Source organism: Nitrospirota bacterium, assembly GCA_020846775.1.
Lineage (GTDB): Bacteria > Nitrospirota > 9FT-COMBO-42-15 > HDB-SIOI813 > HDB-SIOI813 > RBG-16-43-11.
On the sequence record JADLDG010000087.1, the window covers coordinates 1 to 23,470 of the forward strand.

Sequence of the window (23,470 nt, forward strand, 5' to 3'; positions counted from 1 at the left end):
GCTATCGTCAGCTTTGGGCCCGATTGATATGGAAAGTCCTGTCTGGACATGGTCCAATTCAACCTATTATGAAAAAGAGATGGGCACTGACCTGAAGAGGACATTTTTATTTTATGAACGCCCCATCACCCCTGACCAGCTCGCTGATATTAAACACATCACGAATGAGATGGAAAAGGGTTCAGGCATGGACACGGCAAATCTGCCTGAGAGGCCGATAAATATAGACCCTGGTTATTTAACCCTGGCTAAAGTTGTCCTTGCATCAGCCAAGGATTATGCTCACAGGATTTACATCGGCAAGGGGATATATGCAGAGGTGACACTTATTTATCGTGATAAGACCTTTAATTCAATGTCTCATACTTATCCTGATTACGGAAGCGATGACTATATTGCAATGTTTAATATGGCAAGGGAGAGGTTTTACAGTCAGCAGGTTACCATGCAGTAGAAGGATCTTCATGAAGAAACTATTATTTTTATTAATACTGACATCAATACTTTCCACCTATTTTTCATCTGAAGATATCTCCTATGCAGTTCAATTTGATTCGAGGGATACAAGAATTGACCTGCCGGTGATAGATACACCTAACAATGCCGTTTCCCCAGATATGAGCTCTGATGAGAACGGACATGTCTATGTCGTCTGGAGTGACAACAGGACCGGCCGCAGCAAAATTTATATAAACACTAAATTCGGTGAAACCGGATGGTCTCGAAATTCTGTACCAATTAATACAGGGTTCCCTAAGTCCTTGAATACACCCGAGGATGGCGATGCAATGACGCCGCAGGTCTGTTCAGACAACTTTGGACATGTCTACGTAGTATGGGCTGATGACAGGGCGGTCAAATCAGGCACGGGGTTAAGAGACATATATTTCAGGTATTCCAAAGACTACGGTTTTACATGGAATGCACCGGACCAATTTACAGATTACCGGATAGATTCGGATAATCCTGCTGCAGGTGACTCTCTAAACCCTCAAATAGCATGTAATCAGAATGGTGACGTGTTCATCGCATGGGAGGATGACAGGAATGCGAGAGGTATTTACGAACTATATTTCAGGTCGCTTCACATTCAGTTCTCTAACCCTGTTGACTTCATAGAACCATATCAGACGCCTGAAATACGAATAAACACAGGTGCGGAGGCAGGACTCTTCCCCGCAACAAACCCTGTTATTTCTTCAGACAGGAGCGGTACTGTTTATGCGGCATGGCGGGATTCGCGAATCATTCCTGAAGATAAAATCCTTCCAGGTATATACTTTAATGTATCACGTAATAATGGAGCTGCATGGAAATCAAAGTCAACGAGGGTTGACACGGCCCCGGTGGGCTCGATTAGATACAGTATGCCGGCCATATGTAATGATAAAGCCGGGCATGTATATATAACATGGCTTGATGATGGAGGGAGGGTCGTAAGGGGAACTGAATACGCGGCAGACGGTTTATTTGACGTTTATTTTAATCAATCATTAAATTATGGCGCCACATTTGCTGAGAATGACAAACGCATAGATATTCCGGTAAAAAAAATCAATGCAAAGGATGTAGATATAACGTGTAATGACAAGGGACATGTTTACATAGTGTGGGCAAGTAATCTGTATCATGAAAATGTTTCAGGGACATCGGATATTTACAATATATTTTTGAATCGTTCAGAGACGTACGGATTGTCATTTATTGACCAGATGTCAACTATAAGGGTAGACAGTGTGGAAAAGGGTACTACACCGGCATCAGTACCTAAAGTAAGGACTGATCAATACGGAAATGTCTATGTCGTCTGGGTTGATAAGCGCTTCGGGACTTCGGACATATTCTTTAACTTCTCCGTAGATAAGGGGAAAGCCGGCAGCTGGCAGGAGAATGATTACCTGCTGGACAGGGTACCACCTTTCGGGAATTCATATAACCCGATCATGAATGTTGACCCTACCGGCCACGTCTACATTGCATGGCAGGATGACAGGAGTTCCATCCTCCCAGGCAATTACAATATTTATTTTATTGGCGGATTCCTTGATATTGAGAGAATTTTAGTCGCTGGACAGCGACTTGGAGAGTCATGCTTCATAGCCACTGCGGCATACGGGAGCCCATTTGAAAGACACGTAGTATTACTTCGTGAGTTCAGAGACTCATATCTCTTGACCAACAGAATTGGAAAATGGTTTGTAGAAACATATTACAGGTTAAGTCCGCCTGCAGCTGAATTTATTAAATGGCATCCATATTTGAAACCGGTAGTCAGATTTGCGCTTTTGCCTTTTATCACCATCGCAGCGATAACATTAAAGACCACCCTCCTGCAAAAACTCGCATTGGCAATGTTCCTTACTATTGCCATGTTCATCGTCTGGCATAAGATGAACTCTACTTCCTCTCAATAGCCTCTTTCAACATCTCATTCGCCTCTTTATAATCAGGCCTTATTCTGACAGCCGCCATGTACGCCTCGACCGCCTTGGGATAATCCTTATCCCTGAAATATATATTACCAAGATTATAGTATGCCTTCTCATAGCCTGGATTAATTGAAACAGCCGTCTTCAACACACCCTCCGCCCTCTTATAATCCCCTTTTTCAATCAGGGCAACGCCAAGGTTGTTATATACAAATGGATGACGCGGATCCAATGCAATTGCTTTATCATAAGCTTTCACAGACAGGTCCAGATCACCAAGTCTTTTGTATACAATCCCGACATTGTACCAGGAACGAAAATATACAGGATTTATTCTGAGACTCTCCTCATACGCATGCTTTGCCTTCTCTAAATCACCCTGAAACTGATATGCTACTCCTGTATTATACCAGGCAAGATAGTATTGAGGATTTATCTTAAGCGTTTTATCGAATTCTTCAAGCGCCCTGTCATATTTTTTCATCCCCATCCAGGCAAGCCCCAGATTGTCATGGGCCCTGGCAGACAACGGCGACTTTCCAACAGCGTCGTTCCACAGGGAGAGGTCATTACTCCAAACTAAATTTCGTTGAACAGTTATAATTGAAAACACCATAATCAGGACTGTCAGTGCAGGCAGCCATATTTTTCTCTTAAACCGGCTTATCAATACACCCGCGAATACGGCAAGAACAATCCCGCCGATATAACCCCTGTTTTCCTGCAATACAGCATTAAGCGGGATTAAAGTAGTCGGCAGGAGCGTTATGAAAAACCAGAGGATGAAGAATGACAATAATTTCCACTCATTCCCCCGCTTGAACAAGAGATACGCTGCACATAATATTATCAGTATGGAAACCCATGATAATATCACCCAAACATCGTAAACAGAGCCGGACATCCCTATGTCATGTTCAATAGTAAGCCCCGCTGGTACAAACAAGAGCTGGATGTATTTCAGCAGCACCTTTGGCTGAGCCATAAGGTTTGTAAGATAACTTCGTGAACCGCTGCCGGCGATGTATCCGTAGACTGATATGCGATAAATGAGATAGGGAATAATTATCAAGAAGATATGCGGCAAATAAGCAATGAAGCGGGCAGGATGAAGGCGGATGAAGAATGAAGAATTATGCATGTTACTGCCGGTCAGTCGTTCTTTGAAATAGAAGTCATATATAAATAAAACTACAGGAAGGGTAATGGCGATCTCCTTGGTCAGCATGGCAAGGATGAATGCAGGGATAGAGGCAATGTAATATGAGAACCTCGATATCCCGCCGGACTTATGTTCAAAGGATTCCGCCCGGAACTTTATCCATAGATAGAATGACAGGAGATAGAAAAACGAACACATGACGCTTGATCGTGCTGTGATGTAGTTAACAACTTCAGAATTAAAGGGATGGACAGAGAATACGAGCGCGGCAGCGATGGAAAGCACAAATGAAGAATTCCTGTCATCCCGAAGTTGATTCGGGAACTCCTTCACAAGAGACCCGGAAACAATTTCAGGTTGACTGTTTTTTAGTAACACTGCCTGAAGTATGAGATACAGCAAAAAAGCCGACCCTGTATGGAACAACAGATTTACTATGTGATAGCCTGCTGGATTGAGTCCGCCTATTGCATAATTTACGGCATATGATGTGACAAGGAGGGGCCTGTAGTGACTTGTAAAAACCTTCTCGAAACTTGAATGCTGAGGCGAGAGAAAAAAGGACGGGATATTACTGAGGTCCTGTATGTAGGGGTTTTCTACTATATAATGCTGGTCATCAAAATGAAAGGAGTTATGGAATGAGTTTGCGTAGACAGCGGTAGATATTACAGCGATAAGGAGGAATATCTTCCATTTCACTTTATTATTATCCTGATTTGCGCGCCTTCAAAGTAAGACCAATGCCGTAGGGTATCCATCTGAAGAAGGAGTCCATTCTGAATATGATTCTTAGAACTCCTGTCGTGAGCTTATGTTTCCCCGCATCAGGAGGACTTTCAGTATCAGCCTTTCTGCTGCCCCGAATCTTCTTCTTTATATACGGAAGATATATAAACCTGTGATAAAAGAATGTAAGTGGAAATCCCCAGAACCTGACATACTCTACTGCAAAGCCCTGTTTTTCAAACAAACTGACAATATCATCCCTTGTATATCTCCTCAGATGACCTGCCCATTCATCTGAAATATCCCATAGTGACGGCATTGCAGGGATAGATACTGCACAAACCCCCCCCTTTTTTAACACCCGGTAGAATTCCTGAACGGCCTTATCATCATCCGTAACATGCTCTAATACATCACCGGAGACAACCAGATCAAACATCTCATCGGGGAAGGGGATACTCGTTACACTTCCATATTTAATCTGTTTAACATTTAAGAGATGCGGTCTGCCGGACCTTCCATTAAGAAAATCAACATACTCTTTTGAATGCTCTATCCCGTATACATGACAACCATATCCGGATAGTTTCTTAAGAAGACTCCCACTCCCGCATCCGGCATCCAGGACGGAATTCCCCTCCTGCAATTTCTCTTTTACAAGCCAGAGGAGCAGGGATTCCCTGTATTCATGACGGGGTCCCCCAATCTCGCCGCTCCCCCACCTTATAGAGGGAAGCTTACCACTCGACCTCGCCGTATGCCTTCCTGTAATATTTCTTGAATTCTTCAGACTTGATCTTCCTCCACCACCACTCGTTATCTGTATACCATTTTACGGTGGCCTTCATGGCGTCATTAAAACTATTTTTTGATGCAAAACCGAGAGAAGAAAGTTTTGATGAATCAATAGAATAACGGCGATCATGCCCCAGCCTGTCTTTAATATGTTTGATAAATGACTTAGGCTTTCCGGTCTCTCTAAGGATGATATCTGTTATTTCAACATTCGTCCTTTCGTTTCCACCGCCGATATTATAGACCTCCCCCTCGACCCCTTTATGAAGAACAATATCAATCGCCTCACAATTATCCTCCACATATATCCAGTCGCGCACATTCATACCATCGCCATAAAGAGGAAGCTGCTGACCTTCAAGGGCATTAGTAATAAAAAGCGGGATCAGTTTTTCAGGATACTGGTAAGGACCAAAGTTATTGGAACTCCGTGTTATAATTACAGGCAGGTGATACGTAGTCCGGTATGCATGCACCAGCATGTCAGACCCTGCCTTTGAAGCAGAATAAGGACTGCTCGGAGAAAGCTGGCTTTCCTCTGTGAAAGAACCGTTCTCTATGCTCCCATACACCTCATCCGTGGAAATCTGGATATACCTGCTGATACCATTTTCCTTGACAGCCTCAAGCAATACATACGTCCCGTACACATCCGTCTGAATAAAACTGCCCGGCTCAAGAATAGAGCGGTCAACATGAGTCTCTGCAGCAAAATTGACAATTGCATCCACTCCGTCCACTGCACCCGATACAACTTTGGCATCACATATGTCGCCTTTTACAAATGTGTAGTTCGGATGACCTTCAACATCTTTAAGATTATCAAGGTTTCCGGCATATGTGAGTTTATCAAGATTAACAACATGGTAATGCGGATACTTTTTGATAATGTGCCTTATAAAGTTGCTCCCTATAAAACCAGCCCCGCCTGTTACAAGTAATTTCATTTATGGACCTCCTATATCAACTCAACGATACTTTGATCACCTATTATAAATTTCTGCGTCCTCGGCTTTGTCCTGCACTTGATTATCTCGGCCTCCCGCCCAAGGAGACTCCGCTCAATCCTTATATCCGCATCAACTATCTTACACTTCTCAAGGATTATACTGTACTCAACCTCGCTGTTCTTTATATGGCATCCGTAGTAGATTGAAGTAAACGGACCGATGTAGCTGTCTTCAATAACCGTATTCTCACCTATAATTACAGGCCCTCTGATGCTGCTCCTTATTATCTGCGCTCCGTGCCCTATTATCACCTTTCCTGCAATGTCAGAGGTATCATCCACCTTCCCGTTTATCAATGACCCATGATCACCGATAACCCTGTCCAGTGTCAAACGGTTGGCCTCCAAAAGGTCCTCCGGCTTTCCGGTATCCTTCCACCACCCTGTAATCTCAGAATAGCAGACCTTGTATCCGTGGTTTATAAGATAATCGTGAGCATCGGAGATCTCAAGCTCCCCCCTTGCACTCGGCTTAATATTGTTAACTGCCTCAAATATCCTGGAATCATAAATATATATGCCGGTTACTGCATATCGGCTCTTCGGATCAGATGGCTTCTCCTCTACTCGCACAATTTTGCCGTCCTTAATCTCCGGCACTCCAAAACGCTCGGGGTCATGGACCCTGGATAGCACAAGATGACAGCTTGAACCCTCCCGTTTAAAGTCATCTATAAAACGCTTAATGCCTCCGACTACGACATTATCGCCTAAGTAGAAGACAAAAGGATCATCACCAAGAAAATCCTGCGACACCTTTACAACATGGGCCAGGCCAAGTGGCGCCTCCTGCAGTATGTAAGTAAACTTCATACCCCACTGCTCACCATTGCCAAGGGCCTTCTTGATCTCATCTCCGGTGTCAGGATTATAAACAATCCCAACCTCCTTAATACCAGCCTCTAACACCGCCTCTATTGCAAAGTGGATCATTGGCTTGTTGGCAATAGGTATAAGATGCTTATTGCTCGTGTGTGTGATAGGTCTCAGTCTCGTTCCCTTGCCCCCGCTTGTAATGAGCGCCTTCATATGTGTACCTTTCTGCACAACTTCATGTGCATGATGAGTAAAATGACCACTGTATACTATCAAAGAGATTGAAGTTTATCAACGTGTTATAACGTATGCATTCTATGGCACTGATATTGCTCACTATTACAAATAAATGAACAGAAGGCAAATAGACAACCTATCCAAGTTATGTTACGATATCACTAAGCTTGTGCTTGGTATTGCAGTAATCGGCAATATAGTGTCTGACAAGTTTTAGAGGTAAGTAAGAATGACAATGACACCAACTGAGATAGCATTATCCATCCTACTTGTAACAGGAGTTATTGGCCTCATCTGGCTATTAATATCTGAACGTAGAAACAAATATCATAAGAATAAGAGATAGATATCTACTCCACCCTAACCAGCTTCCCTTCATCAATCCCATATTCATGAAGCAGTGTACCCATGTCCTGCACCATCACAGGCTCTGTAATGATTATCCTGTCATAGGATAAACCTGGCAGCACACTTATAGGTTGTATGGTATAACCAAGAAAAGGTCTGCCAGCTCGGGACCCATCTACGACACTCACAAGTTTCATTCCAACTTCCTGGACAGCAAGATAGGTAACCTCAGCAATATCCCCCCCTCCATATATCACCACATCATGCACACCATCCCTCGATAATACCTTAAGCCTCTCACGTATGCTGATCCGTACCTTGCGAACATATCCGTATGACCTGTGTATGTAGCTGTATGTAAGACGCGATTTTTCCGCGATGCCCTGAGGGGTTATGAGATATCCAAGCCGGTTGCGCTCAAGATATACGACTTCTATATACCCTTTCTGTACAAGTCTTTTGATAAAGAAATTGGCAAGGCCAAGGGCTATGCCGACCTTCCGGCTCAACTCCCGCTGGGTAACATGCCCATTTGAGGATAATTCCTCGAGAATTTCCAACGTCTTCAGAGATTCATCGTCCATGGTGTCGTTCCTTATGCTGATTCAGAATTTCAGAAAATATCTCAGTTCCCTCAGGCTCTTTACAGGTATCCCGAACAACTGTTCTTTCCACAGGATGTCGCACCCTTTGCAAAGGGGCACCTCTGCATACCTGCCTGAGGCTATCTTCTCTCTTAACTCCGTCAACCCGCGCCCGTTCCATATCTCAAGAAGGGTTTCTTTTCGCACATCACCAAGCGGCATATCGCCGGACAGATCAACGCAGCATGGTACCACCGTCCCATCCCATCTGACAGACATGGAATACCAGAGGAATGTGCAGGGGACATATTCAGGCCCTACTGAACGGAACTTCCTGTCTCCTTTTCGGGAGATCTTCCCTCCAAAGGTGTGCGGCTCTATAATGGATATCTTGTCAATCGGCAATCCCTCAAGCCCCTTCAAAAATGACCTTCGCTTCTCGTCAAATCGCCCATTACTCTCATCAGACAATCCCTCAATAACCTGAAAAACAACATAGGGTTTGATGCTCCCACGCCTCTTCTTCTCCTCAAGGAAACCCTTTATATTTCCCAGGGTCTTCTCAAAATTGGCATTAACCCTGATCTTCTCATAGGCCTCTTTTTCATATCCATCAAATGAGAAGATGATGAAATCAAGTCCTGCATCAAGCAGCGCCTTGGTCTTATCCTTAGTAAGCACTGTTGCATTTGTAGAAAGCCGCGTCCCAATTCCGTTATCCTTCGCATAACGGATCATGTCCGGCAGTCTCTTATGGAAAAGAGATTCGCCTCCAATAAAAAGATTTATGTCAAATACAAAGTCCTTCGCCTCATCAATAATTTTTTTATAGAGACTCCACTCCATGTAGCCTGTCTTGTCTTCAGGAATATCCTTGCTGGTACACATAGGACACTTAAGATTGCAGAAAGAAGTTGGCTCCACCCACAACCGCACAGGCGCATACGGCAGCCTTGCATTCCCGCGCTTATAATGCCAGGCTATCCTGAAAAAGCGGGATAATTTAACTGTTTTATTCAATTTACTTAATTATTTTTATAAGTCTTCAGATACCACTGATATGTCCTGGCGATCCCATCCCTCAGCTCCGTGGATGCCTTCCAGCCCAGGCTGTTGATACGACTTACATCGAGGCGTTTTAATAGCGTCCCGTCGGGTTTGCCCTGATCATAAACAATCGCCCCCTTATACCCGACAACCTCCCCTGTGAGCTCTGCAAGCTCCTGTATGCTGATATCCTTTCCGACACCGACATTAATGATCTCAGTACCATCATAGTGATTCATCAGAAATTGACAGGCATCCGCCAGATCATCTACAAATAGTAATTCACGCCGTGGTTTCCCGGTTCCCCATATAGTTACCAATTTACCGGATATCTTTGCCTCATGAAATTTCCTTATAAGTGCCGGCAGTACGTGGGAGCTCTGAAGGTCAAAGTTATCACCAGGGCCGTATAGATTCGTCGGCATTGCAGAGATAAAGTTGGTGCCATACTGACTATTGTAAGCCTGACACATCTTGATACCTGCAATCTTAGCGATGGCATAGGCTTCATTCGTAGACTCAAGGGCCCCTGTTAAAAGATACTCTTCTTTCAAAGGCTGGGGGGCATGCTTCGGGTATATACAGGAACTCCCGAGAAATAAGAGCTTCTTAACCCCGCATAGATAGGCACTATGAATAACAGCCAATTGAATCGCCAGATTGCTGTAGATAAAATCCGCAGGATATGTGCTGTTTGCAAGGATACCACCTACTTTGGCCGAAGCCACGAATACATACTCCGGTTTTTCCTGATTGAAGAATTGTTCAACATCAGACTGTTTGCAAAGATCAAGTTCCCTGTGAGTCCTTACAATCAGATTACTGTATCCTTCGGTTTGAAGCCTCCTGACTATTGCCGACCCCACAAGCCCGGTGTGGCCGGAAACATATATCTTTGAGTCCTTATCCACGTCTTCACCTCTCCTTTTCTATTCCCTGCTTATGCCGACCTGCCGCCACTTCGGCTGCTGCGGCCCAGCACCAGACCAGTTTGGTTAGAAACACTACAGGCGCTGTGTACCAATAACAACGCACAGATGGGTGTTTAACAAAGATCTTAGACATAACAGCCAGTGCGATAAATGGCGAAAATAACCGCAGTGTCATGGGGCTAAACAATATCCACGGAGTTTTCAGAGTATCCCTGTATTTCGTCCTGATACGGATTGAATGCCTCGCCCACGCCGCCGAATGGCTCAACACTGCCTCCAGTGTATCCCTGACCGGCCTGTGAAGAATATACGCCTCTGGTTCAAAGAACAGGTGATATCCGGCATGCCTGACCTTCATAGACAATTCAAAATCCTGTCCCCGTGGAAAACTCTCATCAAACATCCCGACCTTCTCCAAAATGGCCTTCTCAATAAGCATGTTGGCCGTAGCCAGCATAAAATGCCTGTTCACTCCCCTGCCTATATCCGGCAGGAGATCATGGAAATGTGCAACATTATCGCAGAGGACCCAGAACCGGTCCCGTTCAAACCAGATCGGCCCGCCTACCACAGGGTTTCCTTCCTTATAGCTTTCCAACAGCGCAGCCATCCACCGCGGCATGGCTATGCAGTCTGCATCAATAAAGAAGATCAGGCTTCCCTTTGCCTCCTTAATCCCCCTGTTTCGTGCCTCCGCAGGGTTCAGGTCCCTCTCCGACTCAAGAAACCTGATCCGCTTGTCCTCCGCCTCATGCCTTCTTACCAGACCGTACTTATCCCGCCCCACGACCAATATCTCATAGCCGGAGCGGTCCACCCCATCCTGGCGGCGAAGCGCATCCAACACATCGCCAATCCCTGGGGAGTGCAGATTGGGGATCACAATGCTATATTCCGGAATTGCCATATAAGTTACCCTAATGTCGTTGTACAATATTCTTTTTCCATCACCTGCTTAAACTCTCCTTACTTTTTTTGAAATTCCAGACAATAGCCTGACATAAAGCCCTCATGACCTGAACATCCCATTTCAGAGCCGCCTTAAGAAAACGCCGGACAAAGACATAGGTAAAGAGCGGCACAAACGTAATCCAGTGATAGAACGCCGCATGCTTGCGCATGAAATATATCCAGTTCCTCGTGCGGTAATATGATGCTATGGGACTGAATGTACCACCGGTACTCGCCCCACCTTTATGATAAACCACTGAGCCCGGCACATACAGCACATCAAATCCGGCATTTCGCCCCCTGAAGCACCAGTCAATCTCTTCAAAGTATGCAAAATAGGTCTCATCCAACAAACCGACTTTGTCAACAAACTTCCTTGAAACCAGCATTGCACAACCCACGACATAGTCTACTTTTTTCGGCCTGCCTGCATCCTTCAAGTCTGCCTCTCCAATATTCACAGTCCTCCGGTTAAACCAGAGACTGTGATACTCCCCTCCTGAATAGAGGAGCTGTTTGTTCGGATAACATAGCACCCTGGGACCTATAATTCCGGCATCAGGATATTCCGCAGACGTTCGGATCAAGCCAGATAAAAAATCCGGTTCTACAAGAGTATCATTGTTCAGGATCATCATGTAGTCCATCCCATCATCCATGGCCAGCTTAAGACCGGCATTATTCCCTCCGGCATACCCCCTGTTTTCATTGATGCCGATGTATCTCAGACTGTCTGATGAGGGATATGCCTTTTTAAAGAGATCAAGAGAGCCATCTGTTGAACCGTTGTCAATCACATAGACGCTGAACGATGGATAGTCCACCTTCTGCAAAGAGGAGAGACAGTCCAGGGTATCCTCCTTCCCATTCCAGTTTAAAACAATGATCGCCACCCACGGCAATTTATCTGCCATATTTATTCAGACACCCTATTCGTCTATCCATCATCTGACCGATCACATAGGGGTTCAAACCAGCCTTTATATCTTCAGATGCCGTTTTACCTAATCCGGAACCCACATTTCTATTTTCATAGACGCAGCGCATTAATTCTGCTGCATGGCGAACATCCGGGTCTGCCCATACAGAGCCGGCCCTGTACAATTCGATGTCTTTTTTTATTTCCACGAGACGATACCGAACAAGGAAACTATTATTGACAGTCATAAAGTCCATGTTCCCAGAATAGGCGGTTGCAATTACAGGCTTGCCCATGTACATGGCCTCCGCTAAAGGGAGTCCAAACCCCTCTGACCTGTGCAACGAGACATAGCAATCACACAGCTGGATCAGAGAATTTATTTCTTGTCTGGAGAAGAATGTATTTATGAATTTTACTCTAATTCCTTTTGCCGCTTCCTGCACTGCATGAAATGCCCCGGGATTGCTCGCAGGATTAGAACACTTTAATATCAACAAGACGTCCTCAGTGTTTTTAAAGGCAATCTTGAAGGCCTCTATCAGCGCCAGCGGATTTTTTCTTTCAACATAACTCAGATAATCAAACATAAACAAGAACGCATAACAACCATCATCTATCCCAATGTCAGATCTCCTTAGATTAAATTTATTCCCAACTTGAACCGGATGAGGCATCCTCACAACAGGTACCGGAGATGCCTTTGATATCGAATCCAGACAAAAATGACTCGCCGTCCAGATCTCATCAAACCAATTAAAGTAAGCCGACCATTCACCAGGAAAATCAGACAACTCCCATACCCAATAACCGATATTATACTTTCCCTTAAAATATTCAGGTCCTCTCTGTGCATAGAAGGCCGGAATCTGATGGGCGTTGATGTGGATCAAATTGATGTCGTAGGGATTTGTCCTGCTGAATTCAGTAAAGGTACGGTCTTTCTGACTTGTCGCACTCTCGACATTGATCAATGCATGGGGGATATTTACAGATTCAATCGCCCGGATATTTGCGCGCACAGCCTCACCCACCCCACTCTCAGAAGTAATATAACCTGCTATGTTGATGCCGGTCTTATTACCGATTCTATTCTTTTGACCTGTCATCAGATTTTCTGGGGCATTAGCTGATAATATAAGTCTCTTATTCAAATGATCGTTTAATCTGCGTAAACTTTTCACAAAAGGATGATGATTGCCTAATATTGCCTTTGATATCCTGCCGAGGATACTTTTTGTATTCTTAATTGATGTTAAGAACATCACTGCCGGTCCGTTATCTTCCTGATTGTCTTCCCTGAAAAGAGATAGGACATCACTATCAAGGTTATCATCCTGACTACCTTCTCTCTTCGATACCACATATATTCTTTAAGGCATTTCCGGCCTTCTTTCATCCGGTCGCTGTAGATCAACATTCTCCCCAGCCACAGCCCGTACTTTCCGAGTGCGATTTCAGCGGCCTTCATGTCATATTCCTTATAACGGTTTATCACTTCAATATAGGTTCTAAACAGATCGGTCTTATCCTCCACCATCTGACCCTCATGCAGTCTGTAATAGGCCTGTACCTGGTCAATGTATAAAAATCGTATACCATTCATTACAACACGCAGCCAGAAATCATAGTCTTCACATTTTCTCAGAGATTCATCAAAATAACCGACCCGGTCAAACACATCCCTTCTGACGAGGGCGGCATGAACTACCATATATTCACCACGAATGACTTTTGAAAAGCTTAATTCACCGGAGTATTTAACATTGGCAGGAATTAAGTTAGATAAGTCATGGTCTCTGAAATATCGGAAATCAGAAAAGGCCACTCCACACTCAGGATTCTCTTCAAGACGCTTTACCTGCACCTCTGATTTCTTCTCATTGATTAAGTCATCAGAATCAAGAAAACAGACATATTCACCCTTTGAAGCTCTGATTCCTGTATTTCTGGCTCCAGCCAGGCCCTTGTTATCCTGATAAATGTAATTGATCTTATTTGTCCCGATATAATCAGAAAGTACTTCACGAGTATTATCAGTAGAGCCATCATCCACCACAATAATCTCAATCGGCCTGTATGTCTGAGCCACAGCACTATCAACTGCCTCTCTTACATATTGAGCATAATTATATGTCGGGATTATAATACTAACCAGTTTGCTCATGACCTATTAACCTTAAGCGACTCATAAGATATAATATCAATACCTTCGGGGCAATGAGTTTATAAGAAAGCGCCCTTCTTAAATATCCCACGGCAGGCTGATAACTCCCATTCTGATATAGATTTCTTCCAGAGCAATAATAAAAGTTCCTGTAGTACTCGCTCATATTTATATTAAATTCATGTGGGATTTCACCGTATCGTGCCAGGATCTTGTTAATGACTCTCAGATGCATAGCATAGTTTTTCTCAAGACCGGCTCCAACAATATTGTTGCTGTGTTCCCGGTATCTGGCCGTAATCTCATGGATGTGTCCTATCCCGTATCTCATAGCAATCCTAAGCCACAGCTCGTAATCCTCACCTACAATCAATTCCTTTGATTCGTCAAAGAGACCAACATTATTTATACAAGATTTACGAATAATCACAGTCAATGTTGGAATAAAGTTCCTTTGAAAAAGTCTTCTGAAGGAATAATCGTCACCCTGTATCAGTACCTTACGGCTTTCAATGTCTTTCCCGGTTTCATCTTCACAAAAAACCTCATAGTCTGTAAAAACGAGTCCCGCCTCCGGATGATGATCCATAAATTTCACCTGAATATCAAGTTTATTTGCCAACCATAGATCGTCCGAATCGAGGAATGCAATGTACTCCCCCTTCACCACCTTGAGCCCAACGTTCCTTGCACTCCCAGGACCGCCGTTTTCCTTCTGCATATAGATGATCCGGCCAAGATAGGGTTTCAGAATATCAGCCGTATGATCCGTAGATCCGTCATCTATCACGATCACCTCGAAGTCTGTAAAGGTCTGTGCAAAAACACTCTCCAGTGTTTCAACAATATATTTCTCCCTGTTATAGGTTGGAATGATGACGCTTACTTTTGGCATAAACTAATACCTGTTCATCCTCATCATTTTCACCGCAGATCCGTGTTCACCATGTATAACCAATTATGCGTCGTCATTTATCATAATAGTTGACTGATCTTACTAAAATCTTCCTGTACTCCCCCCTCAGCAAATACACCCAGAAAAAAGGATATGCCAACAATATTCGTTTAATAAATGATGGCATTTTGATGTTCTTGTTCCATGGACCAGTAACACCCCGTAAAGCGCTCCAGATGCCATCCATGCATGCATTAACAGACTCATGCTTTTTCTTTTTTTTTAAGCTCCCTGCCCGGCTTATAGAATCTGACAAATAATTCCTCAGGTAGAATATCTTGTCCAGACCGCTTAAATTATCCCTCCAGAAGTAATAGATATTCCGGGTCATAAAATAGCAATAAAACGGCGAGTCCTTTCCGCCTGACGAACTGGCTTCTTTATGAAAGATCTTAGATGCCGATACCACGACATTAGTAAACCCGCAATTTATGGCCCTTACAGAATATTCAATATCTTCATGATACGAGAAATATTTCTCGTTCAAATAGCCTATTGACATAATCGCTTCACGCTTGATAAGAAGGGCGGTCCCCCAAAGGACTGCATCTGAGCCAGTAACTTTTCCGCTCGAAAGCATCTCCTCCATGTCATCCGCAACTTGTTTAGATAGATCCTGACCAGACGACCCTGAACCAGGTTCAGGGAGGTCCGATTGAACAACTCGCTTGCGTACCCAATCAAGAAATGATCCGTTAAACTGAATTTTCTGCGGCTCATCATAATAATAGATAACAGGACTCAAAAGACCACAACGGTCTGACTGCTTAGCAGCGCGAATCAACTCGCTGAGTGAATCAGGCGCAACAACGGTATCATTATTGAGCAGCCAGACATATTTTGCGCCAGCATCAATAGCATAACGCATACCCACGTTATTTCCGCCTGCATATCCAAGATTCACGATATTCTCTATCAGGCTGACTTTCGGAAATGAATTACGGATCAGTTTAACAGAATTGTCCGTTGAACCATTATCAACTACTATGACTTCGAAATTGGGATAGTCGAGTTTATAGACAGATTCGAGACATACAATGGTGTCCTTAATGCCGTTCCAGTTGAGAATGATTATTGAGACCCCTGGTTGCATCACGATTTTGTGTTGCGCAGCTTTTTAACTATTTTTTTTACTGCTACTTTGTTGCCTGCCATAAACCCATCACTTTTGAGTGCCTTAATGTAATATTCTTTTGACAGGTAAAGTTTTTCCATCAAAGAGGATATCCTGCCTCTCGAATCTGCAAATTCATAGGGATTTGGACCTGAAAACATACTTTCTTGAATACACCTGTCATAGGACTCCACCATGGTTTGATAGGAGAACTTGTTCCTGACCCTGTAATAGGCATTCATTGCCAATTCATTTGCATATAATTCATTATTCAATAATAGAGATATCTTTTCAGATAATAACGTGGGATCCCCCGGTGGTACCAGGAGTGCGCTAACTTTATCTTCGATCTGTTCCTGGATTCCATAAACAGGGGTGGAAACGATGGGAAGCTGAAATGCCATCGCCTCTAATATTACCCGCGGAAAGGATTCCTCGAACGAGGCACATACATATATGTCAGAAAGCCTGTAGTAAGGAAAGACATCGGGCGTCTCCGGTATTATTCTAATCTGATTTCCCACCCCGTATTTTAATATCATTTCTTGCAGGTCCTCGTAATATTGTCCCTCTCTTCCTCCAACAATAAAGAAAAGCAGATTACTGTTTTTTTCCAGCAGCGTGATCGCGGCTTGTGTAAATACTTGCTGCCCTTTACGCGGAATAGTCATACCTACAATTGTAACAACCTTTGTCTTGTCTGGTATGCAATATTCTTCCCTTAGCTGTGATTTAGTATGGGTACTCTTGTAACTCTCAATCTTATCTATCTCAAGACCATTGTATATAACTCTAAACCTCGGATTATCAACATCTCCAAAGAGCCTTGCCGTCGCCATTGATACAAAAACAATATGTGTTGGTATCTTGAAAGACTCCTGCGCCAGTTTTTCCAACGCTGCATTGTGGCAACATTCCCTGAAATATTTTTTTACGTCAACACTCTCCCTGATACACCAGATAGAAGGTATATTAGTGATGTAAGACATGTATACTCCGGAAAATGTATCAAGCGTATTACAAAATATGACATCTATTCCATGTGTACTGATCAAATTCATCATATTTTTGCAGTCATTCTCAAAGTCAGAGACACTTATCCGGCTTACATTAATCGCATAAATAAATACTTCTATTCCCACCTTATTAAAGGCCTCCCTCAAGATTCCATCCTTATATGATAAGACAGTAATTTCATATTTGTTTTTATCTAATCCTTTCGCGACTGAAAACAGGGATAGCGGAGCTCCTTCACAATTTAAATTATGCGAGATGAATAATAATTTAATTTTACGGTTTACCGGTATGACTTCTTTGGCTTTACGGTTAATCTGAAAGAGCCAGCCTTCAACATTAGGGTTAAAATATGGATCGGCTTGAATACTCCCCCATCTGCTCCTGAAATAATACTCGTTTATTGCAGGAACTCTCTTCCCGCGCGAACCGCCTTCATAATGATAAAGAGCAGCATATGGGGTATACACAACTCTGTAGCCCTTCTCTCTCAGTTTAAGGCAGTAGTCTACGTCATTGTATGCTTCATTCAGATATTCTTCATCAAACCCGCCAACCTCTTCAAAATAACTCCGCCTCGTCAGCATACATGCCGCAGTGACTGCCGAATAGTTTCTGACCACTTTGGCAAAGAACAAATATCCCATGGAAGCATCATCAAGAGTTTTGAAGGCATGGCCCGGAAGGCCCTCATGCAACGGCACAATAATGCCGCCATGCTGAATCTTATTATCTTTATAGAGGAGTTTCGCACCCACAGCGCCAATCTCGGAGGTCTGCATAAACCCCAGCATCTCTTCTATCCAGTTGCCTGTTATCACCTCAATGTCATTGTTCAGAAGGAGGAGATATTCAATATCGTGATCCACCTGCATTACAGCACGATTCATGATTCTGGAAAAATTAAAAGGTCCCTGACCCCCAACATGAATGACCCTGTGCCTGATAGACTTAAAGTAATTTAAGGTCGCCTCTTCTTTACTGCCATCATCGGCGATAATAATTTCATAATTTTTATAGGTCGTCTTTGCCTCGATGCTACCGATGCAGTTTTTTAACAAATCCACCCTGTCCCGTGTAGGAATAACGATGGCAACCCGTTCATTCCCGATATTCATGAAATTCAGTTTATAAATTCCTAACTTTGCCTCCACAGCAAAATCGGGTCTCTCAACCGTTGCGCTGATCCCCCTCCTGTCCACAGCATCCTGCACTGCCCTTGTCCCTGCCGTAAAACTATACGGCTTCGCATCTCCGGAACTTGAAACGGATCCGGGGATGGTGCGCGCGTGATAAAGGATCTTAGGGATGTGATAAATCTTATTCGTCCTCTCACTCAATCTTAAGACCATATCGTGATCCTGCGACCCCTCATAGCCTTTCCTGAAACCGCCTATCTTTCTGGCAAGAGAAGTCCTGCAGACAATGAGGTGACTGATGTACATATAGGATAGTAATAACTCCGGGCTCCAGTCCGGCTTGAACTTAGGATTAAACCTCTTGCCTTCAGTATTGATCATATCGTTATCTGTATAGATCATGTCCGCATCCTTTGAGGACTGGAGGAGGTTCACGACTTCGAATAAGGCATTCGGGTGGAGCTCATCATCATGATCCAGGAGGGCCACGAACTCTCCACCAGCCATATCCAATGCCTCATTCGTAGCACCGGATATATGGAGATTCCGGGCAAGATATTTCGTCTTGATTCTTGGATCGCTCTTTGAGTAGTGCTGTAAAACTTCCCTGATCCCTTCCCGGGTGGATGCATCATCTACGATACAGAGCTCCCAGTCCGGATAGGTCTGACTTAAAACAGACTGGATACACTTCTCCAGCCAGGCATCCTCAATATTGTAAACAGGTGTAGCAATGCTTATTAAGGGCTTGTAAGATAATCTCTCGATCTCGGATAAGACATGATTCCGCTTCTTCTCCGTGAAGGCGAAATTATTCATCCATATATCGTAGTCTGATGCTTGTTTAGGTCTTCTCATAATTAAGCGATGACCATGGAATCTTCCCTTTTAATCCAAGTGCCGGCTTTTCCACTAAGTACCATGACATTACTGCCAGAATCAAGGTCAAGGGATAAGAAATTACAAACATACCCGCAGGTGAGATCCTGCTCAGAATAAACGCAATACTCTGTTGAATCGGAAACGCATAGATATAGAGTCCATAAGAATAGTCGCCGAACAGGTTAAACTTACGTATCCAGCCGGAGGGACAATAGGCAAACCAGAAAACACTGTAGGCTAAAGCAATATTGAAGGACAGACGTCCATAAGATGTGCTATGCAACATGATGGCAACAACGGCAAGAATGACAAGCAGAAAGGAGTGCAGTAGAATAATATTTCGATTAATATAGCAGAAGGCACCAAAGGCAAAGAAGGCAGCAAGTCTCGGATAATGATTGTATTCTGAAAGGATCGGGAATTTGTCTGGAAACAGAAGAAACAACAATGTAAAAACCAACAAAACTACGTTGAATAAATTCTTTCTGATCAGAATACCCAACACTCCGAGGATCGTTAAAATAACATACATCCATATCTCCATGTAGAGGGTTCAGAGAGACCCATTCACAGATCCTGAGAATTGGTTAGTTTCAAACACTCCTGGAAGACGATGAGCTACTCCCTTTATCAACGTAACATTATGCAGCATATATGATAAAGTCATCTTACTTTGTAAGAAAACTGCAAATGATTTTGATGTTGCCCACAAGCCAACGATAAAAACAGTAAACATAACTGCCACGATCAAACCGGGGAAGATCCTCAAAAGGCGTGCTTCAATGTAGCTGGGCAAATTCTGTCTTGATATAAAACTTTTAGTTACGAGGAAGCCACTAACGGCAAAAAAAACATTCACTGCACACTGACCGATATCCGTGTATCCCGTTAATTCTAACAACGGATCTTTGCCCATTCCGGAAAGACGATAACTGTGAAAATAAATCACCAGAGAAGCCGCCACAAAACGAATAAGATTATAATTGTTAGCCCAGCCATGATCGTAACTTGCAATAGTCCTTATACCCAGCATTTCTAACCTTGTCATTTTGGAACAGATTGATACAAGTGTACCTCTTTTGTGAAAATATCTCCGATCACTCTCATTGTCTCTGAATTTAAGAACAGTGCATATGGAGGGAATTATGATTTCTCATACTTTTAAAAGTCAAATGCCTTGAGTTCAAGCATATCTTCCGTCTCTTTGACATTACTTTTTTTCACACTATTAGCGATTATACGGTGATTAAATAACAACCAATCATATTTTTCAGGTATGTCCTGGCAATGGATCTCTTAAGACAAATACTACCCGTATATTTCTTGTCTTAATATTATTTGAATCAAGACTTCTGTTACCTTTTCTAATTTTAAACAATCTATCTATCCCTTACTCCTACTCAACGCTGGTTCTGGAAGTGCAAGTTCTATTTTCCTGTTCATTATTTCAGATGCATCAAGAACTTCGATTCCGATAAGTTTCTTTTCCCTATCAAAATCTGCATGAACACCAGGTGTAATTGTTATCGTCTCAGCCGCTTTTGTAAATGGCTCTGCAAAATATATATAAAGAAGATCTCTTTCAGAATCATATTCTATTTTCATATTATTCCTCCTTTTAAAATTGGCTGCCGTATCTCGCCTTAACAGTTAGTAGAACCACCTTTTCCTCCTTAATCTTATAATATACTGTTACCTCTTTTTCTTCATAATTATTTCCCTCCCACTCCTTTTGGTACTGGAATTTCATCACTTTTCCACGAGTGCCAGGTTTACAGTCTTTAGCATCCTGACCTTCATTTAATACCATTTGAATCTCCTCCATTGTAACCCCACGTTGCTGCATACGAGCCAAAATATGTTGATGGATGTCATCATCAGCTATATCCATTTTGATTTAATATCCTCATAATATTTAAAAAGGCTCTCCAATTGTTCCCATTCCCAGAAATCCTTTTCCACTTCATATGAATAGGCATCAACTGTGAGTTTATTATTCTTAAAAGCATCATGAAACTCTTCAAAAGTCATCTTCCATTTAGATTCATATTTATTAATCTTGCCTTCAATATCAGCGGTTTTCAGCTCAATATATTCAGTAAGTATCTTTTTTAAGGCAGCATCAATATCAGGAAGATGTGTAGCTTTAATCAAAAACTCTCCTATTTGTGGAGACATTAAACCCATCCTCTTATATCTCCTTTTCAACTTTATTATGCTAACAGTCCCTAAACATGTCAAATAAATTCACAACAATAAGTGTTTTCTTCATTAACGTATTTTTCTTAATACGATGGATATGCACTTATCTACACAGAAGGCAATATTGATAAATAATACCGGCGCCAATCCATGATGCTTTCTGAAATAACGCATTATTCCACTGTGGGCTATTTGGGCAAGTTCATCCTTTGGTAATGTTTTGATATTAGTTCCTCCATAATGGGTAATATGTGCATCTGCCAGGACGTGGATCTCATAACCTTCCTTCCAAATACGTTTACATAAATCTACATCATTAAAAAGTATCGGGAACTGCTCATCAAACAGGCCTATCCTCTCTATGAGAGACCGCCTCATCAACAGACATGTTGCCCCTGGCTGTGAAATAATTTCTGTTCCTTCGAAGGTCTTATCATAATAGAATAAATTATTTAATGCCCTATCATGGAAGATTCTCTGATTGATACGCTGACCTATATGTGTGTAACGGAAGAAGATAGTTGATACTGTTGGAAAACGCCGATAGAATTCCTTTTGCAATGTGCCATCGGGGTTTAAGAACTTACAGCTCACAGCCCCCACTCCGTCGTGAGTATGCAGGTAATCCATCATCTTCTCAAACGTACCCGGGTAAACAATGGTGTCAGGATTCAGCAATCCGATGACCCTGCCCTTTGAGGCTGCATAAGCCTGATTATTCCCTCTTGCAAATCCTGCGTTCTTTGTATTCTCAATGAGACGAGCCTCAGGAAAGCTTTTCTTCACCATCTCAACACTGCCATCACCGGAATTATTATCAACAACTATTACTTCAAAAGATATGTTTTTTACTGAGCTGTATAGTGACTGAAGGCAATCTTTTAAAAACTCTTTAGTGTTCCAATTGACGATCAGGACTGATAATTCCATATTACAACAGGATCACATAATAATTACTTTACAAAACGATATGCAATCGCAGGGATTTATTTTTTGAAATGTTTCTTGACCTCGATGCAGCTTACGTCAAAATAAATAGTCGCTGTCCCTAATTTCTCACCCTATTTCTCAACAACACTATTGACATAATACTATTATATTGATACTATTATGTCATGAAATACCCACAGCGTGTCCAGGTCTTATTCACGGAAAAACAATATAAAACTCTCGAAGAGATCGCTGCGAGACAGAATAAAAAACTTGGCACCCTGATTCGTGAGGTGGTAGAAGAGACATATCTCAAAGAAGAAGAGAAAAGGAAAGTCAAAGATGCCGTAGATTCCCTGTTGAAACTGTCTGAAGAATCCCCTGCCCCTGCCCCGGAATCGTGGGAAAAATGGGAGAAGGAGTATTCAAAGCTGAAATCCGGACATTCCAAATGAGTCTCTATTTCCTCGACAGCAACATTATCATGTATACCCTTGGCGGCCCTCATACACTAAAAAATCCATGTGTCAGAATCCTCGAGAAGATACGATCTGCCAGAATGCAGGTCTGCACCAATACAGAAATATTTCAGGAAATCCTCTACCGGTACTATTCATTAGACAAGAAGGTTATTGCCCATCAGGCATGTACCATTCTGAAGGATATCGCAAACCCTATATTCCCCATTACTCATGAAGATATTGAAAAGGCGATGTCTCTCCTGAGACAGTATACAATCCCTGTCAGAGACGCCGTCCATGCAGCCACTATGTTGAATCATAACATCCGCCATATCCTCAGCACCGACATCCATTTTGACAACATCCATGAAATAACCCGCATCCATCCTGGCTGATACCCTGATTATCTTCAGAATGCATTTATCGTGTTTTTGTCTCCCATACAAAAATCATAACACCTTCAAGTCATTCTAATATCTGCTCCGGTGTAAGTCTGAGAAATTCCTTCAATTCCTCATCTGAATGTATCCTCTGATAATCATAAGAGTTCTTCCTTGTCCAATCTCACTCCCCTTTTTTTAACTTCAGAATTCTCTCAAGATGGTGTATATCTTCTAAATCCCTGGGTCTGCCGGCATAACTTTTTAT

The 23,470-nt window shown here is 42.8% G+C and carries 24 protein-coding genes; 4 read left to right on the forward strand and 20 right to left on the reverse strand.

Annotation, left to right across the window (positions count from 1 at the left end):
• Nucleotides 1-454, forward strand: a 454-nt coding sequence (locus tag IT392_10460) for a DUF4416 family protein (GenBank protein ID MCC6544900.1), incomplete at its 5' end; no start/stop codon positions are given.
• Nucleotides 455-464: 10 nt separating this feature from the next.
• Nucleotides 465-2,414 carry a hypothetical protein gene (locus IT392_10465; GenBank protein ID MCC6544901.1) on the forward strand — a complete coding sequence of 650 codons (1,950 nt, stop codon included), beginning with the start codon at nucleotides 465-467 and terminating at the stop codon, nucleotides 2,412-2,414.
• Here the strand turns inward: IT392_10465 and IT392_10470 are convergent.
• The 20 genes from IT392_10470 to IT392_10565 all read right to left on the reverse strand — a co-directional run bounded on the left by IT392_10470 (nucleotide 2,398) and on the right by IT392_10565 (nucleotide 22,361).
• Nucleotides 2,398-4,293: a tetratricopeptide repeat protein gene (locus tag IT392_10470; protein ID MCC6544902.1), complete on the reverse strand. Its 1,896-nt coding sequence runs from the start codon at nucleotides 4,291-4,293 to the stop codon at nucleotides 2,398-2,400. The genes IT392_10465 and IT392_10470 overlap by 17 nt on opposite strands.
• Nucleotides 4,294-4,300: 7 nt before the next feature.
• Nucleotides 4,301-4,966 carry a class I SAM-dependent methyltransferase gene (locus IT392_10475; protein ID MCC6544903.1) on the reverse strand — a complete coding sequence of 222 codons (666 nt, stop codon included), beginning with the start codon at nucleotides 4,964-4,966 and terminating at the stop codon, nucleotides 4,301-4,303.
• A gap of 91 nt (nucleotides 4,967-5,057) precedes the next feature.
• The gene (gene rfbB, locus IT392_10480; GenBank protein ID MCC6544904.1) at nucleotides 5,058-6,062 is read right to left on the reverse strand and encodes a dTDP-glucose 4,6-dehydratase; all 1,005 of its coding nucleotides are present in this window, start codon (nucleotides 6,060-6,062) and stop codon (nucleotides 5,058-5,060) included.
• Nucleotides 6,063-6,073: 11 nt separating this feature from the next.
• Complete coding sequence (locus tag IT392_10485; GenBank protein MCC6544905.1) at nucleotides 6,074-7,153, reverse strand: glucose-1-phosphate thymidylyltransferase; 1,080 nt, start codon at nucleotides 7,151-7,153, stop codon at nucleotides 6,074-6,076.
• A 374-nt stretch (nucleotides 7,154-7,527) separates the two neighbouring features.
• The gene (locus tag IT392_10490) at nucleotides 7,528-8,109 is read right to left on the reverse strand and encodes a winged helix-turn-helix transcriptional regulator (GenBank protein MCC6544906.1); all 582 of its coding nucleotides are present in this window, start codon (nucleotides 8,107-8,109) and stop codon (nucleotides 7,528-7,530) included.
• A 21-nt stretch (nucleotides 8,110-8,130) separates the two neighbouring features.
• On the reverse strand, nucleotides 8,131-9,129 hold the full coding sequence (locus IT392_10495) for an SPASM domain-containing protein (protein MCC6544907.1): 999 nt from the start codon (nucleotides 9,127-9,129) through the stop codon (nucleotides 8,131-8,133).
• A gap of 5 nt (nucleotides 9,130-9,134) precedes the next feature.
• Nucleotides 9,135-10,067 carry a GDP-L-fucose synthase gene (locus IT392_10500; GenBank protein MCC6544908.1) on the reverse strand — a complete coding sequence of 311 codons (933 nt, stop codon included), beginning with the start codon at nucleotides 10,065-10,067 and terminating at the stop codon, nucleotides 9,135-9,137.
• A 4-nt stretch (nucleotides 10,068-10,071) separates the two neighbouring features.
• Entirely contained in the window at nucleotides 10,072-10,995 is a 924-nt protein-coding gene (locus tag IT392_10505) for a glycosyltransferase (protein ID MCC6544909.1), read from the reverse strand.
• A gap of 40 nt (nucleotides 10,996-11,035) precedes the next feature.
• Entirely contained in the window at nucleotides 11,036-11,953 is a 918-nt protein-coding gene (locus tag IT392_10510) for a glycosyltransferase family 2 protein (protein MCC6544910.1), read from the reverse strand.
• Nucleotides 11,943-13,322 (reverse strand): glycosyltransferase, encoded by a 1,380-nt coding sequence (locus IT392_10515; GenBank protein MCC6544911.1) that lies wholly within the window; start codon nucleotides 13,320-13,322, stop codon nucleotides 11,943-11,945. Before IT392_10515 ends, IT392_10510 begins: the two co-directional genes overlap by 11 nt.
• On the reverse strand, nucleotides 13,223-14,125 hold the full coding sequence (locus IT392_10520) for a glycosyltransferase (protein ID MCC6544912.1): 903 nt from the start codon (nucleotides 14,123-14,125) through the stop codon (nucleotides 13,223-13,225). The genes IT392_10515 and IT392_10520 overlap by 100 nt, the downstream gene beginning before the upstream one ends.
• Nucleotides 14,109-15,020, reverse strand: a complete 912-nt coding sequence (locus tag IT392_10525) for a glycosyltransferase (GenBank protein MCC6544913.1) — start codon at nucleotides 15,018-15,020, stop codon at nucleotides 14,109-14,111. The genes IT392_10520 and IT392_10525 overlap by 17 nt, the downstream gene beginning before the upstream one ends.
• A 73-nt stretch (nucleotides 15,021-15,093) precedes the next feature.
• On the reverse strand, nucleotides 15,094-16,176 hold the full coding sequence (locus IT392_10530; protein ID MCC6544914.1) for a glycosyltransferase family 2 protein: 1,083 nt from the start codon (nucleotides 16,174-16,176) through the stop codon (nucleotides 15,094-15,096).
• On the reverse strand, nucleotides 16,173-19,205 hold the full coding sequence (locus IT392_10535; GenBank protein MCC6544915.1) for a glycosyltransferase: 3,033 nt from the start codon (nucleotides 19,203-19,205) through the stop codon (nucleotides 16,173-16,175). The genes IT392_10530 and IT392_10535 overlap by 4 nt, the downstream gene beginning before the upstream one ends.
• Nucleotides 19,192-19,761: a hypothetical protein gene (locus IT392_10540; GenBank protein MCC6544916.1), complete on the reverse strand. Its 570-nt coding sequence runs from the start codon at nucleotides 19,759-19,761 to the stop codon at nucleotides 19,192-19,194. Before IT392_10540 ends, IT392_10535 begins: the two co-directional genes overlap by 14 nt.
• A gap of 21 nt (nucleotides 19,762-19,782) precedes the next feature.
• Nucleotides 19,783-20,277: an acyltransferase gene (locus IT392_10545; GenBank protein MCC6544917.1), complete on the reverse strand. Its 495-nt coding sequence runs from the start codon at nucleotides 20,275-20,277 to the stop codon at nucleotides 19,783-19,785.
• Between the two features lie 335 nt (nucleotides 20,278-20,612).
• On the reverse strand, nucleotides 20,613-20,834 hold the full coding sequence (locus tag IT392_10550) for a DUF2283 domain-containing protein (GenBank protein MCC6544918.1): 222 nt from the start codon (nucleotides 20,832-20,834) through the stop codon (nucleotides 20,613-20,615).
• 13 nt (nucleotides 20,835-20,847) lie between these two features.
• Nucleotides 20,848-21,120, reverse strand: a complete 273-nt coding sequence (locus tag IT392_10555) for a DUF4258 domain-containing protein (GenBank protein MCC6544919.1) — start codon at nucleotides 21,118-21,120, stop codon at nucleotides 20,848-20,850.
• Nucleotides 21,111-21,407, reverse strand: a complete 297-nt coding sequence (locus tag IT392_10560) for a hypothetical protein (GenBank protein MCC6544920.1) — start codon at nucleotides 21,405-21,407, stop codon at nucleotides 21,111-21,113. The genes IT392_10555 and IT392_10560 overlap by 10 nt, the downstream gene beginning before the upstream one ends.
• A 93-nt stretch (nucleotides 21,408-21,500) precedes the next feature.
• Nucleotides 21,501-22,361, reverse strand: a complete 861-nt coding sequence (locus tag IT392_10565) for a glycosyltransferase family 2 protein (protein MCC6544921.1) — start codon at nucleotides 22,359-22,361, stop codon at nucleotides 21,501-21,503.
• A gap of 185 nt (nucleotides 22,362-22,546) precedes the next feature.
• Here IT392_10565 and IT392_10570 point away from each other — a divergent pair, with 185 nt between their 5' ends.
• Nucleotides 22,547-22,816: a hypothetical protein gene (locus IT392_10570; GenBank protein MCC6544922.1), complete on the forward strand. Its 270-nt coding sequence runs from the start codon at nucleotides 22,547-22,549 to the stop codon at nucleotides 22,814-22,816.
• Nucleotides 22,813-23,217: a type II toxin-antitoxin system VapC family toxin gene (locus IT392_10575; protein MCC6544923.1), complete on the forward strand. Its 405-nt coding sequence runs from the start codon at nucleotides 22,813-22,815 to the stop codon at nucleotides 23,215-23,217. The genes IT392_10570 and IT392_10575 overlap by 4 nt, the downstream gene beginning before the upstream one ends.
• Nucleotides 23,218-23,470 lie beyond the last annotated feature (253 nt).